This window comes from Streptomyces sp. NPDC012510 (assembly GCF_042955065.1).
GTDB lineage: Bacteria > Actinomycetota > Actinomycetes > Streptomycetales > Streptomycetaceae > Streptomyces.
The window spans coordinates 1-13,638 of record NZ_JBIBEN010000034.1; the positions used below are offsets into that span (position 1 = coordinate 1).

13 protein-coding genes and 2 pseudogenes are annotated in these 13,638 nt (G+C 72.2%); 11 read left to right on the forward strand and 4 right to left on the reverse strand.

Translation table 11 applies throughout. The features are described from left to right. Nucleotides 1–92 precede the first annotated feature (92 nt). The 5 genes and pseudogenes from ACFY9I_RS39095 to ACFY9I_RS39115 all read left to right on the forward strand — a co-directional run. Nucleotides 93–324: pseudogene (locus ACFY9I_RS39095) on the forward strand (transposase); the annotation flags it as partial. A gap of 291 nt (nucleotides 325–615) precedes the next feature. After that, nucleotides 616–1,179 (forward strand): annotated as a pseudogene (locus tag ACFY9I_RS39100) (DUF5753 domain-containing protein); the annotation flags it as partial. Further along, nucleotides 1,176–1,376 (forward strand): DUF397 domain-containing protein, encoded by a 201-nt coding sequence (locus tag ACFY9I_RS39105; protein WP_391011341.1) that lies wholly within the window; start codon nucleotides 1,176–1,178, stop codon nucleotides 1,374–1,376. The pseudogene ACFY9I_RS39100 and the gene ACFY9I_RS39105, both read left to right, overlap by 4 nt. A 52-nt stretch (nucleotides 1,377–1,428) precedes the next feature. Further along, nucleotides 1,429–2,289: a polysaccharide deacetylase family protein gene (locus ACFY9I_RS39110; protein WP_391011344.1), complete on the forward strand. Its 861-nt coding sequence runs from the start codon at nucleotides 1,429–1,431 to the stop codon at nucleotides 2,287–2,289. A gap of 62 nt (nucleotides 2,290–2,351) precedes the next feature. Beyond that, a complete protein-coding gene (locus ACFY9I_RS39115; protein WP_391011347.1) occupies nucleotides 2,352–2,546 on the forward strand; it encodes a hypothetical protein in 195 nt (64 codons plus the stop codon). Between the two features lie 23 nt (nucleotides 2,547–2,569). On the opposite strand, the gene ACFY9I_RS39120 is transcribed toward ACFY9I_RS39115, so the two are convergent. Together ACFY9I_RS39120 and ACFY9I_RS39125 are read right to left on the reverse strand one after the other, a co-directional pair. Beyond that, entirely contained in the window at nucleotides 2,570–3,241 is a 672-nt protein-coding gene (locus tag ACFY9I_RS39120; RefSeq protein ID WP_391011350.1) for an ABC transporter, read from the reverse strand. Further along, the gene (locus ACFY9I_RS39125) at nucleotides 3,241–4,197 is read right to left on the reverse strand and encodes an ATP-binding cassette domain-containing protein (RefSeq protein WP_391011353.1); all 957 of its coding nucleotides are present in this window, start codon (nucleotides 4,195–4,197) and stop codon (nucleotides 3,241–3,243) included. The genes ACFY9I_RS39120 and ACFY9I_RS39125 overlap by 1 nt, the downstream gene beginning before the upstream one ends. A gap of 93 nt (nucleotides 4,198–4,290) precedes the next feature. On the opposite strand from ACFY9I_RS39125, the gene ACFY9I_RS39130 reads away from it, so the two are divergent. The 6 genes from ACFY9I_RS39130 (at nucleotide 4,291) to ACFY9I_RS39155 (ending at nucleotide 11,175) form a co-directional block, all read left to right on the forward strand. Next, nucleotides 4,291–5,037, forward strand: coding sequence for a peptidyl-tRNA hydrolase (locus tag ACFY9I_RS39130; protein ID WP_391011356.1), 747 nt, complete (start codon nucleotides 4,291–4,293; stop codon nucleotides 5,035–5,037). Nucleotides 5,038–5,165: 128 nt separating this feature from the next. Further along, complete coding sequence (locus ACFY9I_RS39135; protein ID WP_391011358.1) at nucleotides 5,166–5,774, forward strand: DUF4142 domain-containing protein; 609 nt, start codon at nucleotides 5,166–5,168, stop codon at nucleotides 5,772–5,774. Between the two features lie 126 nt (nucleotides 5,775–5,900). Next, nucleotides 5,901–6,707: a DUF4142 domain-containing protein gene (locus tag ACFY9I_RS39140; RefSeq protein ID WP_391011360.1), complete on the forward strand. Its 807-nt coding sequence runs from the start codon at nucleotides 5,901–5,903 to the stop codon at nucleotides 6,705–6,707. Between the two features lie 251 nt (nucleotides 6,708–6,958). Then, nucleotides 6,959–8,296 (forward strand): DUF692 family multinuclear iron-containing protein, encoded by a 1,338-nt coding sequence (locus ACFY9I_RS39145; protein WP_391011363.1) that lies wholly within the window; start codon nucleotides 6,959–6,961, stop codon nucleotides 8,294–8,296. Nucleotides 8,297–8,557: 261 nt separating this feature from the next. Beyond that, complete coding sequence (locus ACFY9I_RS39150) at nucleotides 8,558–9,355, forward strand: DUF4142 domain-containing protein (RefSeq protein ID WP_391011366.1); 798 nt, start codon at nucleotides 8,558–8,560, stop codon at nucleotides 9,353–9,355. Between the two features lie 215 nt (nucleotides 9,356–9,570). Further along, nucleotides 9,571–11,175 (forward strand): alpha/beta fold hydrolase, encoded by a 1,605-nt coding sequence (locus ACFY9I_RS39155; RefSeq protein WP_391011369.1) that lies wholly within the window; start codon nucleotides 9,571–9,573, stop codon nucleotides 11,173–11,175. Between the two features lie 44 nt (nucleotides 11,176–11,219). On the opposite strand, the gene hemQ is transcribed toward ACFY9I_RS39155, so the two are convergent. Further along, complete coding sequence (hemQ, locus tag ACFY9I_RS39160) at nucleotides 11,220–11,951, reverse strand: hydrogen peroxide-dependent heme synthase (protein ID WP_391011372.1); 732 nt, start codon at nucleotides 11,949–11,951, stop codon at nucleotides 11,220–11,222. Between the two features lie 5 nt (nucleotides 11,952–11,956). Then, nucleotides 11,957–13,486: a protoporphyrinogen oxidase gene (hemG, locus tag ACFY9I_RS39165; RefSeq protein WP_391011375.1), complete on the reverse strand. Its 1,530-nt coding sequence runs from the start codon at nucleotides 13,484–13,486 to the stop codon at nucleotides 11,957–11,959. Between the last annotated feature and the right edge of the window lie 152 nt (nucleotides 13,487–13,638).

A 13,638-nucleotide genomic window follows, 5' to 3' on the forward strand; every position in this document is an offset into this window, starting at 1 on the left:
AGGACCCTAGACAAGTCCCATCGTTGCAGGTCAGGAGCACTCTCCGCTTATTTGATCAAGCCTCGGACACTCCACCTCGTGAAAGCGCGAGGTTAAAGGGGGGTTCCAAGACGGGCCGAAGTCCTGTTGACCGGGGCAGAACCGGTAGCAAACACCATCTGATCACCGATGCCACTGGCATCCCGCTCGCGGCCACGCTGACTGGCGGCAACCGCATCGATGTCACCCAGCTCATTCCGCTGCTCGAAGCGGTTCCGCCGGTGCGGGGCAAGCGCGGCCGGCCCCCGGCGCCGCCCCGACATGGTGCTGGGCGACCGCGGCTATCGGCGCCGACATCCGCCTGGCCGACACCCTCACCGCGCTGATCGCCTCGCTCCCCTCACTGCTGGAGGGGAAGGAGCGGCACCGATCGGCCCCCGACGACCCTCACTGCGATGTGCTGGTGGACCTGACCGACTGGTGGTGACCTCGCGGAGCTCTCGTGTACGGCGCCGTGGCGTACATGCGTGTTCGATGGACGGTACGCGTAACCGTTCGTGACGCTGGGTGAGTTGATCGTGGGAGAGCCCCGACAGACCCGACTCACCCGGAGGTGGCCGTGCATGAGCGTCGACGGCCTCGTGGTTTCGGCGGTGGGCTCGGCTGGAGGCTCAGGCGATCACTCTGTGCACGTACGAGTGCCGCCTTGTGCCAGGGTTGCTGCAACCGGAGTCCTACGTGCGGGCCTTGTGCGACGAAGACGTTCCACCGCTGCCGGACGAGGAGTTGGAGGCCCTGGTCACGGCGCGAATGCAACGGCAGAGGCTGTTGCGGGACAAGCCGAGGGCCACATTCGACTTCATCGTCGGGGAGGCCGTGCTCATGCGCCTTCTCGGCGGCAGGGACGTCAGCCGCGACCTGTTCGACCACCTGCTGGCAGCAAGTGAGTTGCGCAACGTGACCCTCCAGATCATGCCTGCGCACACCAAGCACCACGCCTGTCTGGCCGGCCCCGTCCGTCTCCTCGAAACCCCTGACGCCCAGCGGTACGCATACTCCGAAGGGCAGGAGAGCGGACGCCTGATCGCCGACAAGAAGGAGGTCGCCAAGCTCTCCCTGCGCTATGCCAGGCTGCGTTCGCAGGCCCTCTCCGCGCAGGACTCCGTGGGCCTGTTGGAGAGAATGCGAGGAGAGCTATGAGCACCGCTGAACTGCACTGGTCCAAGAGCAGCTACAGCAGCGCCCAGGGCGACGACTGCGTAGAAGTCGCCACCGGCCCCTCCACCATCCACGTCCGCGACTCCAAACTCCCCACCAGCCCGGAGCTGGCCCTCTCCCCCGCCGCCTGGCACTCCTTCGTCACCCGGGCGGGTGACTTCGCGCCGGACTCCCTGTAGACAGACAGCCAAACCGACTATCCGCTGACCTCACCCCCCTTACGTTCGTGCGGTGAGCACTCCCGTACGAAGAATCACCGCGCTCTGCGCGTCCGCCGTGCTCGGCGCCACCCTCGCCGCCTGCGGCACCCCGCACGCCTCGACCCGCATCGTCACCGTCACCGCGCCGGCAGACCCGTCGGCGGTCTCCTCGTCCCGGCCGCCCACGCTGGCGCCGGGACCGGCCGGGCTGACCCCCGTGTTCGAGCACGGTCCGCGCACACGCGCGGACAAGACGGTCGCGCTCACCTTCGACGCGGACATGACCGCGGATCAGGGGGAGAGGGCCGCCGCGGGCGAACGGTTCGACAATCCGCAGCTCATCGCCGCGCTACGGCAGCTGGAGGTTCCGGCCACCGTGTTCATGACGGGGCGGTGGGCCGAGGAGTACCCGATCCAGGCGCGGTCGATCGGACGGGACCCCTTGTTCGAGGTGGCGAACCACTCGTACAGCCATCACGCCTTCACCGATGAGTGCCACGGCCTGCCGACGATGGCTCCCGGGCGGATGCGGGCGGATCTGGAGCGGGCCTACCGGGTGTTCCGGGAGGCGGGGATCACCGACCCGATGCCGTACTTCCGGTTCCCCGGCGGTTGCTACGACGGTCGCGCGCTGCGGCGCCTGAGCGCGTCCGGGGTGACGGCGGTGCAGTGGGACGTCGTGAGCGGGGACGCCTTCGCGACGGACGCGGACGACGTGGTGCGGGAGGTGCTGGAGGGGGTGCGGCCGGGGTCGGTCGTGGTCATGCACTGCACGCGGAGTGCCGCGCCGGTCACGGAGCGGGCCGTACGGAAGATCGTGCCGGTGCTCAGGGAGCGCGGGTTCCGGTTCGTGAAGGTGTCGGAGCTGGTCGGGGCGGCGACGGCACGGTAAGCCGCGAACGCACCGAGTAAGCACCCACTTCAGTCATCCCGGAGTCGCTCTACGCTGGACATATGAGCGATTATCGCACCGCTGATACGACCACGGAACCGGCCCCGACCGCAGCGCCTGCCCCGGCCGACGGTTCGCCCTTCGCCGAGTGCGTGCTGTGCCGGAAGCCCACCGAGTACCCGGAGTCGCACAAGGGCATCACCCTGTGCCCGGTGTGCGAGTGGCGGGAGGCCGAGCGCACCGCCTGCTCGGGCTGAGGCGGGCCCCGCAGGCCGTCCGCTCAGACGGCGCGGCGGTTCGTCAGGGCGCAGGCCACGGCGGTCGCGGCCGCCGTGAGGAGTCCGGCTGCCGCCAGGGGCAGCAGCGGGACGGGGACCGTCGCGTGCTGTGAGCCGTCGACCAGGGCGGTGACCGCCAGCCTGGCCGGGGAGCCGGCCACCACCAGGGTGAGCAGTGCGCCGAGGAGGAGGGCGGGGACGGCCCGTCCGGGCGAGCGCAGCAGCGGCCAGTTCGTGAGCGCGCCGACGGCCGTGCCGAGGAGGGCACAGGTGAGGACCACGAGGAGTCCGGCGGCGCCCGCCGGCAGCGGCTCGACCCGGGTCTGGTGGTCCGTGCTCGTGGGGGCGCTGATCAGTGTGACGACGACCGTGGCGGCCGTGCCGAGGAGGGCGGACGCCGCGAACGCGACCAGGACACAGGCCAGGTGCACCCGGCCCGGTCCGACAGCGGCACCCGTACAACCGCGTGCCGCCGGTTGTTCGTTGGTGACGCAGATCCGCGTCAGCCAGGCGGCGACGGGCAGCAGCGCGGCGGCCGTGTAACCGAGCGAGTCGAGCACCGGCTGCCCGCTCTGCACACCGATGCCGAGGAACGCCGCGTAGAGGATGACGGGCGGCAGCCAGCGTTGGGAGCGGACGAGGAGGGCCGCCTGGTAGCGGAGGAGGGCGTTCATCAAGAGCTTTCCACTTCCAGTTCCACGTCCCGTTCCGGTTCCACTTCCGGTTCCCGTGCGGCCGGGGCGGCGGGCGCCGGACCCACGCTCACTACGTGCCAGGGCGGACGAGCCCCCAGCAGCGCCCTGAGCGACGCGTCCGAACCGGCCTGCGGGACGGTGAACCGATGGACGTCACCGGAGCCCGTCTCTTCGACCACGGTCGCCAATCGCCGCACGAGGTCCGGCACTTGGCCACCCGACGGACCCCGCCCCTCGATGACGACGACGGGTACGGCCGCCGAAACGTCACCCCCACCCGCCCCCTCCGCCCACGAAGTCCCCTTCCTCGTACGAAGGTCGAGCGCGCCCCCGACCACCGCGTACGTCGCGTCCGGCACCCCCGCGAGCCGACGCGGGTCATGGTCCACGAACACCACCACCGCCCCGGCTGTCGTGCGCTCGACGACCGCGCGCTCCAACTCCTCGCGTGCATCGGCGTCCAGGCCCGTCCACGCCTCGTCGAGGACGAGCAACTCCGGTGCGCCGAGGAGGGCCTGCGCCACGGCGACCTTCTGACTGCTGCCCTTGGACAGCTGCGCCATGGGCGTACGTGAGTACTCGGCGGCACCGAAGCGCTCCAGCCACTCGCCGGCGGCGCGGGCGGCGGCCGGGCGGTCCAGGCCGTGGACGGCGCCGAGGTGGGTGAGGTACTCGGCGGCGGTGAACGGCAACGCGGCGGGGAAGCGCTCGGGGACGTACGCCGTGCGCGGTCGTCCGGTCACCCGCCCCTCCGAGGGCGCGTCGAGCCCGGCCAGGACGCGCAGCAGCGTCGACTTGCCGGTGCCGTTCGCGCCCTCCACCCGGATCAGCGCACCGGGGGCGACCTCCAGGTCGACTCCGCGCAGCACCCAGGGGCCACGGAACCCGTAACGGCGGCCGACACCCTCCAGCCTCAGCGGTAACTCCCGTTCCATGCCCCCATCTTCGTACAACCGAGCGAGTATGGGGACCGGGGACCTCATCGTCCGCCCGCCGAACACGGTTCTTCCGCCTGGCAGACTGGTCGGGTGACCACGAACGACCCGGCCCCCAGCCACACCACCGCCCCCGCCACCGCGCAGGACAGTCCCTTCAGGGACGAGCGGACCTCGCGCGACGAGGCGCCGCAGTTCGTGCTGCCGCTCGTGGCGCGCATCGAGCGGGCGGCTCCCCCGGCGCGTACGGACGCGCTGGAAACGGCGGCGCGGGCGGTGCTGGTGATGCTGAGCGACGAGCGGTCGCTGGGGGACGGGGAGTGGGCCGAGGCGATGCGGTGCTGGCAGGACGCGCGGATCCGCAAGGTGGTGCGGCGGGCGCGCGGCGCGGAGTGGCGCCGGGCCGAGGCGCTGCCGGGGATCACGGTGACGGGCAAGTCGGCGGAGGTGCGCGTCTTCGCGCCGGTCCCGCTCGACGGCTGGCCGAAGGACCTGGCCCGCCTCCAGGTCTCCGGCACCGACCTCGACGATCCGGAGCCGCCCGCCGAGCCCGACCCCGCCGCCCCGGTCCTGTGGCTGAACCCCGAGGTCGACATGTCGGCCGGCAAGGCCATGGCCCAGGCGGGGCATGGTGCCCAGCTCGCCTGGTGGGACCTCTCCGACACGGCCCGCGCCGCCTGGCGCGACGCCGGTTTTCCGCTCGCCGTCCGCACCGCCGCCCCGGCCCGGTGGCAGGCCCTGGCCACCGCCGCCCTCCCGCTCGTCCGCGACGCGGGCTTCACGGAGGTGGCCCCGGGCTCCTGCACGGTGGTCGCGGATCATCGGGCGCTCCAGGGCTGAGGGCCTTCCCTTCCCCTTCCTCGGCCCGTTCAAGGCTCGTTGAACAACTCCCGTGGGCCCTACGTACTTCCCGGTACTGGCCAAGCAAGTGTCCCAACGACCAGTTGGCATCATCCGGGAGGATCATTTTGCGGCGTCTCAACGGCTCGGTCATCGCCGGCCTGGCTCTCGTCGTCACCGTCGGCGCCCTGGCGTTTCCTGTGTGGTCCTACGCCGACCGTTCGGGTACCGCCCAGGCCAACATGGCCGCCGGCACGGTGAACACCCAGTGGGGGCCGCTGACGGCCGCCGACCGAGATCTCATCATCCGCGTACGGCTGGCGGGGCTGTGGGAGCTGCCGGCCGCCGAGCAGGCGATGCAGCGGTCGAGCAGCCCGGAGGTCAAGGAGGCGGCGGACCACCTGATCGTGGGCCACAAGGACCTCGACGAGCGGGTCAGGAACGTGGCGACCCAGCTGGGCGTCGCGCTGCCGAACGTGCCGAACGAACAGCAGCAGGGCTTTCTCCAGCAGATGAACAACGCCACGGACGACCAGTACGACCGGGTGTGGGCCAACCTGCTCCGCTCCGCGCACGGCAAGATCTTCCCGGCCATCGGGCAGGTGCGGAACATGACCGAGAACACCCTGGTGCGCCAGCTGGCCTCGGACACCAACCAGACCGTGCTCGACCACATCACGATGCTGGAGAAGACCGGCCAGGTCGACTTCGACGCGATCGCGAACGGCACGATCTGACGCGGCCCCACGGCACGGTCCGGGCCCGCCGCTGCCCCGGCAGGGCCCGGCCCCGCCGGGGCAGCACCCCCACCCCAAGCAACAGTCAGTCCCCAACGATCAGTTGGTTTCCTCCGGGAGGCTCTTTTGCGACGCTCCAAGGGCTCTGTCCTCGTCGCCGTGGCGGTCGTCGGCACCATCAGTGTGCTCGCCTACCCCGTGTTCTACTCGTACCCCAACCGCAACGCCACGGCCGCGGCCGCGCTCACCGGTGACACGGTGACCACGCAGTGGGGGCCGCTCACCCCGAGCGACCGCGACCTGCTCATCCGTGTGCGGCTGGCGGGTCTGTGGGAGCTGCCGGCGGGGCAGCAGGCGCTGGAGCGCAGCGGCAGCAAGTCCGTCCGGGAGGCCGCCGACCATCTGATCGTGGGCCACACCGACCTCGACAAGCGGTCACGGGTCATCGCGGCGAAGCTGGGCGTCGAGCTGCCGAACCAGCCGACGGCGGAGCAGCAGGGCTGGCTGGACCAGATGACCGCCTCCAAGACCGAGGCCGAGTACAACAAGACGTGGGCGAACCTGCTGCGGGCCGCCCACGGCAAGATCTTCCCGGCGATCGCCACCGTGCGGAACTCCACCCGCAACACGCTGATCCGCCAGCTCGCCTCCGACGCCAACCAGACCGTGCTGGACCACATCACGATCCTGGAGGGCACCGGCGAGGTCGACTTCGCGACCATCGCCGACAACTCGGTCAGCGGTACCGCCAGCCCGACCGGCCCGCCGCCGCCCGAGCCCGGCCAGGTGCCGCCCGCCGCGCCCCCGGCACTGCCGTCCACCAATCCCCGCGTGAGCTCGGTTCCGTCGCCGACCACCCCCGGGCTGGTCCCCACCGGCCGTCCGGACCCGGAGGAGATCAACAAGGACCAGGGACTGCCACAGGTCCAGTAGGCCCGGGCGGGTCGGGTCCGGCGGGTCCGGCGGGTCCGGTCCGGTCCGGTAGGTCGGTCCGGTGCGTCCGGCGGGTCAGATGCGGCGGGCCGGCGGAAAGCTCAAATGTTGCTCTGAAGGTCCCCTCCACGGGGTTCGGTCCCGGCTGACGGGGCCATGACTCCGTCACGCCGGAACACAGGTCCGCCGTAGGGAGACACACAGGGTCCTGGTGAAGCCGTGACCGACGTGACCGAGGAGGGGACGGGACGATGGAGCAGATCGCGCGGTTGGGGACGGGCATCGGCTGGCGGCCGGAGATCGCCGACGCCGTCGAGCGCATGACCCGGGCGGCAGGCGGTGTCGACTGGGTCGAGGTCGTCGCCGAGAACGTCTGCCCCGGCCACATTCCCGAGCCGCTGCTGCGCCTGCGCGAGCGCGGTGTCACCGTCGTCCCGCACGGCGTCTCCCTGGGGCTGGGCGGCGCCGACCGCCCCGACGAGCAGCGCCTGCGCTCCCTGGCCGAGCGCGCGGAGGCCCTGGGCGCCCCCCTCGTCACCGAGCACATCGCGTTCGTACGGGCCGGGGGTGCCCTGACGGCGTCCGCGCGGCTGGAGGCCGGGCATCTGCTGCCGGTGCCGCGCACCCGGGACGCCCTGGACGTGCTGTGCGAGCACGTCCGCATCGCCCAGGACGCGCTGCCCGTGCCGCTCGCCCTGGAGAACATCGCGGCCCTCATCAACTGGCCGGGCGAGGAGATGTCCGAGGGCCAGTTCCTGTACGACCTCGTCGACCGCACCGGCGTCCGGCTCCTCATTGACGTGGCGAACCTCCACACCAACCACGTCAACCGGGGCGAGGACCCCGCGAAGGCGCTCGACGAGCTGCCGGTCGAGGCCATCGCGTATGTCCATGTCGCGGGCGGCTTCGAGCGTGACGGCGTCTGGCACGACAGCCACGCCCACCCGGTCCCCCGGCAGGTCCTCGACGTCCTCGCCGACCTCGCCTCCCGCGTGACCCCACCGGGCGTCCTGCTGGAGCGCGACGAGAACTTCCCCGAGCCGGCCGAGCTGGAGCGGGAGTTGGGGGCGATTCGCGGGGTGCTGGAGAAGGCCGAGGTGCGAGCCGCCGAGGGACGGGACGCCGGGGAGGAGACGGCGGTGCGGGACGCCGAGAGGGCGCCCGTGGCCGAGTCCGCCGCCCGGCAGCGGCTCGGGCTCGCACAGGCCGCGCTGCTGTCCGCGCTGGTCGCGGGGACACCGGTGCCCGAGGGGTTCGACCGGGTGCGGCTGGGCGTGCAGGCCCGCGCCCTTGCGGCCAAGCGGGCCGACGTCGTGGCGAAGGTGGCACCGGAGTTGCCGGAGATCCTCGGCACGGCGTACCGGCCGGCCTTCGTCGCGTACGCGCAGGGCAATCCGATGACCGACGGCTACCGGCGGGACGCCCTCTCCTTCGCCGAGCACGTGCTGCTGACGGGCCGGCCCGGCGACGCGGGCACCCTGCGCGAGCTGCGCCGCTGGTGGCAGGAGCGTTCGGGCCCGGCCCCGCTCTCCCAGCGCCCGACGGCCCGGCTGGCCCGCGCGACCCGCAGGGTGCTGCTGCGCCGCTGAGCCGGTGTGCTCCCGCGCCGAGATGTGCTGCGATTAACAACCCGTGCCCCCACGACCCCCAGGCACGGGTTTGCCGTCCCTTTACCTCTGCTTTGACCTGACTTGCCCACCGCTCCGCTTACCCCATCCGGCGCGTTTTGTCCCCTCCTCAACCGTTCCTCGTTTCGGGGCAGTTGGCTCAGACCGGGCAGTAACATGCCAGCCGTAGGCGAGTCAGCACCCGTTGCGCATCAGCGTGCGGTGCCGCAAGCAGGAGGCACCATGCGAACCACCGACGGCAGAGGGGGACTGTTCAGTGGCACAGGGCTCATCGTCGCCGGACTGACGGCGACACTCATCGCGCTGGTCTTCCCGATCTGGTCGTACGCCGACCGCTCGGGCACCGGCGTCAGCGTGCTCAACGCGTCCACGGTGACGACGCAGTACGGTCCGCTGTCCGCGCTGGACCGGGACTTCGTCACCAAGGTCAGGCTGGCCGGGCTGTGGGAACTGCCCGCCGGCCAGCAGGCCCAGACGAAGGGCACCACCTCGGCCGTACGGACCGCCGGGGACCACCTCATCGAGGGGCACACCTTCCTCGACGCCCGCGTCCGCAACGTCGCCTCGCGGCTCGGCCTGCCCCTGCCCAACCAGCCGACCGACCAGCAGAAGGCCTGGCTGGACACGCTGACGGCGGCGCAGGGGCAGCACTACGACCGGGAGTTCGCCAACATCCTGCGGCTGGCACACGGCAAGGTGTTCTCCGTCGTCGCCCAGGTCCGCGCCACCACCCGCAACTCGCTGGTGCGGGATCTCGCCGACGACGCCAACACCACCGTGCTCGACCACATCAAGGTCCTGGAGGCCACCGGGCTCGTCGACTACGACGCGATCGCCCGCGACGCCGCCGCCGCGAGCACTCCGCCGATGACCAACTCTCCCGCGCCGCCGGCCCCGTTGATCGACCCCGGCTCGCCGATCCCGGTGGCCCCGTCGCCCACCGCGCCGACGGCCACGGCCTCGCCGCGCTACACGCTGCCACCGGCCGCCAACGGGCCGGTGGCGGACGACAGCGCGTAGCGACGGGCACGGCGATCCCGGGCCGCAACCGCCTGCGGCCGCCGCCACGGAACGGCGGGCTGCGATCCGCCCGCCGACGGCCCGGCCCCGCGCGCGCCGGGGGTTGTGACCACCGCACCCCCGGACGCGGGGCGACACTGCCGGACAGTGCTTTACATTGCCCCGTTTCACACCAAACATCCCTTTGTTGCTGTCGTGCTGCGAAGGGATTCTCGATGCGAGCTGCCGTTCTCTACGGAATCGTCGGGGCGGTGTTGCTGAGTGCCCTGGGCACAGCGCCGGCCAAGGGGGACATGAGCCCGGCGGCGGGGGCGGTCGCCCTCGCGGCACGGCGGGCCGCCGACGAGGGGATCGACTTCGGGAAGTGCCCGGAAGTGGAGGGGCTGCCGGACGGGGTGCGGTGCGGGACGGTCGAGGTCCCGCTCGACTACGCCCGCCCGGACGGCGAGCGGATCTCGCTGACCGTCAGCCGCATCCCGGCCACCGGGAAGGACGCGCGGGGCAAGCGGGTCGCCCGGCAGGGAGCGCTCGTGTTCAATCCGGGCGGGCCCGGAGCCTCCGGGATGTTCTTCCCCCTCGCCGGCTACGTCCCCCGGTGGAAGCGGATCGCGGCCGCCTACGACCTCGTGGGGTACGCCCCGCGTGGCGTCGGCCGGTCGGCGCCGCTGTCCTGCCAGGACCCGAAGCGGCTGCGCCGAGGGCCGTCACCGGCGCCGACGCACCCCTCGGAGTCGTACAAGAGGGAGCGGATCGCGCGGGCGAAGGCGTACGCGCGGGGCTGCGCCGAGCGGGGCGGGAGCGCGCTCAGGCACTACCACTCGCTCAACAACGCCCGTGACCTGGACGTGCTGCGCGCCGCGCTGGGCGAGCCGCGACTGACGTTCATGGGGGCGTCGTACGGCACGTACTTCGGGGCGCTGTACGCGTCCCTGTTCCCCTCGCACGTGCGCCGGATGGTCTTCGACTCGGCGGTGAACCCGGACCCCGGCCAGATCTGGTACGAGAACAACCTCGACCAGTCGGCCGCGTTCGAGGGACGCTGGGCGGACTTCCGGGCGTGGGTCGCCAGCCACCACAAGGTGTACGGGCTCGGGAACACCCCTGAGAAGGTTCTGCGCAGCTATGAGCGGGCGTCGGCCCGGCTGGCCGTCCGCCCCGCCGGCGGCAAGGTGGGGCCGGGACAGTTGCAGGGCGCGTTCCTGCAGGCCGCGTACCACGACGACCACTGGCCGCAGCGCGCGCTCGCGCTCTCCGCGTATCTCAAGGGCGACCCGAAGCCGCTCGTCCAGATCGCCGGGCCGCACCCGGAGGGAGCCGTCGAGCAGGAGAACGCGGGCGCGGTGTACACGGCCGTCGAGTGCAACGACGCGCCCTGGCCCACCCGGTGGCGGGTGTGGGACCGCGACAACACGCGGCTCGCCCGCACCGCGCCCTTCGAGACGTGGGACAACGTGTGGACGAATCTGCCGTGCGCCTACTGGAAGGGGCCGCGTCAGCGACCGCTGGATGTGCGGACCGGGCCCGGCGAGCTGCCGCCGACGCTGATCCTGGCAGCCGAGCGGGACGCGGCCACGCCCTATGAGGGGGCGATCGAGCTGCATCGGCGGCTGTCGGGGTCGGTGCTGCTGACCGAGCGGGACGCGGGCAGCCACGGCGTCGCGGGCGGGGCCAACATGTGCGTCAACGCGTATATGGAGGCGTACCTGTTGGAAGGGAGGGTGCCCGGGCGGCGAGCCGCGTGCGCGGCCCGCCCGGAACCTCGTCCCGGCCCCGCTCCCCGTCCCGGCCCGGCGCCCCTCACCGGCGAGGGGCGCGGGTAGTCCGCCCAGGCCCGGTGCCGGTGCCGGTGCCGGTGCCTGGTGACTCAGGCCAGGCCCGCCACCAGTTCCGCGACGGACTTCCTGCGGCCCGTGTAGAACGGGACCTCCTCGCGGACGTGCATACGGGCCTCGGAGGCGCGGAGGTGACGCATGAGGTCGACGATGCGGTAGAGCTCGTCGGCCTCGAAGGCCAGGATCCACTCGTAGTCGCCCAGGGAGAACGAGGCGACCGTGTTGGCGCGGACGTCCGGGAAGCCCCGGGCCATCTTGCCGTGGTCGGCGAGCATGCGGCGGCGGTCCTCGTCGGGCAGCAGGTACCAGTCGTAGGAGCGCACGAAGGGGTAGACGCTCACGTAATCGCGCGGGGTCTCGTCCGCCAGGAACGCCGGGATGTGCGAGCGGTTGAACTCGGCGGGACGGTGCAGCGCCATGTTCGACCAGACGGGCGCGAGGGCGCGGCCCAGCCTCGTCCGGCGGAAGAGGTTGTACGCCTCCTGGAGCTGGTCGCTGGTCTCGGCGTGCCACCAGATCATGAGGTCGGCGTCGGCACGCAGGCCCGACACGTCGTACGTACCGCGGATGGTCACGTCCTTCGCGGCGAGCTGGTCGAACAGCTCCTGGACCTCGTCCGCGTAACCGGCGCGGTCCTCCGGCAACACGTCCTTCAGCCTGAAGACGGACCACAGCGTGTAACGGATGACCTCGTTGAGGTCCTTGGCCAGCTTGCCCTTGTTCGGGATCCGGCCGGACTCGGTGGTGGGGGCGTCGTCGCTCATGGGTCTCATTCTCCCGCTCCGCCGTGCAGGCTCCGCACCGGGTGGGCGGTGAGGTGCTGCACAGTCCGCGGGTCACCGTGGATCTCATCGACGGCAGCCGCCGCGCTCGCCACGCACGCCGGGATGCCGACGCCGTCGTACGCGGCCCCGCAGACGGCGAGGCCGGGGAGCTTGCCGAGGTGCTCGCGGACGCGGGCCACACGCGCGTGGTGACCGACCGGGTACTGGGGCAGGCCGTCGTCCCAGCGGGTGACCCGTGTTTCAAGGGGGGTGGCGGTCAGGCCCGTGGCCTCGCGCAGGTCGTGTCTCGACACGTCCACGAGATGGGCGTCGTCGTGGTCCAGGATCGCCGTCTCGCCGTACCGGCCGACGGAGGTGCGCAGGATCAGCAGGTCGGGGTTCTGGTCGGCGATCCAGCCCCACTTCTGGGAGGCGAAGGTGGACGCCTTGATCGTGCGGCCGTCGACGGGCGGCACGAGGAAGCCGCTGCCGTCGGGGAGCGTGATGTCGGCGCGGCGGTAGGCGAGGGTGACGAGGGCCATGGAGGCGTACTCGACGGCGGACAGTTCGGCGGCGGCCTCGGGAGCCTCGGCACGCAGCAGCCGGGCAGCGGCCGGAGCGGGGACGGCCACGACGACGGCGTCGGCGTGCAGGACACCCGTCCCGGCGTTCCCTTCAGCGTTCCCGGTGCTTCCGGCGCTCCCGGCGCTTCCGGCGATCCCAAGGTTTCCGGAACCCTCGGTGACGATCCGCCAGCCGCCGGAGGGCTCGCGGCGCAGCTCCGTCACCGGCGTCCGGGTGAGGATCTCGGCGCCGCGCGCCCGTACCGCCTCGGCTACCGCGTGCGGCAGTCCGCCCACGCCGCCCTCGATGCCCATGAAGACCGGGCCGGTCTGCTGGGCGGCGGCGGCACGCTCCTGGATCCCCCGGACGGCCTCGGTGAGGGAGGTGTGGGTCCGCGCGACCTCGAAGAGCTGCGGGACGGCCGAGCGCATCGAGATGCGGTACGCGTCGCCCGCGTAGACACCGCCGAGGAGGGGCTCCACCAGACGGTCGACGACCTCGCGGCCTAGGCGGGCCGCCACGTACTCCCCCACCGCCACGTCGTCGCCGACCTCGGTGCGCGGCAGGTCGGCGTCCCGCTCGATCCGGGCCAGGCCCTCGTCGGACAGGACCCCGGAGAGGGCGGCGGCGGTGCCGGGGACGCCCATGACGTGTCCCTTGGGCATGGGCCGCAGGACACCCCGGGTCCAGAGGGAGGCCGTCGCGGTGGCGGGCGGCTGGAGGCGGTCGGCGAGGCCGACCTCGCGGGCGAGGGCGATCGCCTCGGGGCGGCGGGCCAGGATCGACTCGGCGCCGAAGTCGACGCGGACGCCCGCGATCTCGCCCGGCAGCAGCTTGCCGCCGACCCGGTCCGAGGCCTCCAGCACGGTCACGCGCGCGTGTCTGTCCAGCAGTCGGTGCGCGGCGGCCAGTCCCGCGATCCCGGCCCCGATGACGACGACGTGCCCGGCGTCCGTGTGCGATCCGCTCATGGCTCCACCCTCTCAGATGTCACTGACAGTCATGCCGTCGGTCCCACCGGCCGCCTCGTCGGCGATCACGTCGTCCGCCGTCCTCGTGCCGTCGGTCCGCGTGGCCCCGCCGAGTCCTGACCGTGACCTCTTCGGGACCGGCTCAGGCCAAC

What these genes read in the sequence shown, in the direction of transcription:
- ACFY9I_RS39105 (WP_391011341.1), top strand. Translation starts at nt 1,176, where the DNA reads ATGAGCACCGCTGAACTGCACTGGTCCAAGAGCAGCTACAGCAGCGCC.
- ACFY9I_RS39115 (WP_391011347.1), top strand. Translation starts at nt 2,352, where the DNA reads ATGAGCGATTATCGCACCGCTGATACGACCACGGAACCGGCCCCGACC.
- ACFY9I_RS39120 (WP_391011350.1), bottom strand. Translation starts at nt 3,241, where the DNA reads ATGAACGCCCTCCTCCGCTACCAGGCGGCCCTCCTCGTCCGCTCCCAA.
- ACFY9I_RS39125 (WP_391011353.1), bottom strand. Translation starts at nt 4,197, where the DNA reads ATGGAACGGGAGTTACCGCTGAGGCTGGAGGGTGTCGGCCGCCGTTAC.
- ACFY9I_RS39145 (WP_391011363.1), top strand. Translation starts at nt 6,959, where the DNA reads ATGGAGCAGATCGCGCGGTTGGGGACGGGCATCGGCTGGCGGCCGGAG.
- ACFY9I_RS39150 (WP_391011366.1), top strand. Translation starts at nt 8,558, where the DNA reads ATGCGAACCACCGACGGCAGAGGGGGACTGTTCAGTGGCACAGGGCTC.
- ACFY9I_RS39155 (WP_391011369.1), top strand. Translation starts at nt 9,571, where the DNA reads ATGCGAGCTGCCGTTCTCTACGGAATCGTCGGGGCGGTGTTGCTGAGT.
- hemQ (WP_391011372.1), bottom strand. Translation starts at nt 11,951, where the DNA reads ATGAGCGACGACGCCCCCACCACCGAGTCCGGCCGGATCCCGAACAAG.
- hemG (WP_391011375.1), bottom strand. Translation starts at nt 13,486, where the DNA reads ATGAGCGGATCGCACACGGACGCCGGGCACGTCGTCGTCATCGGGGCC.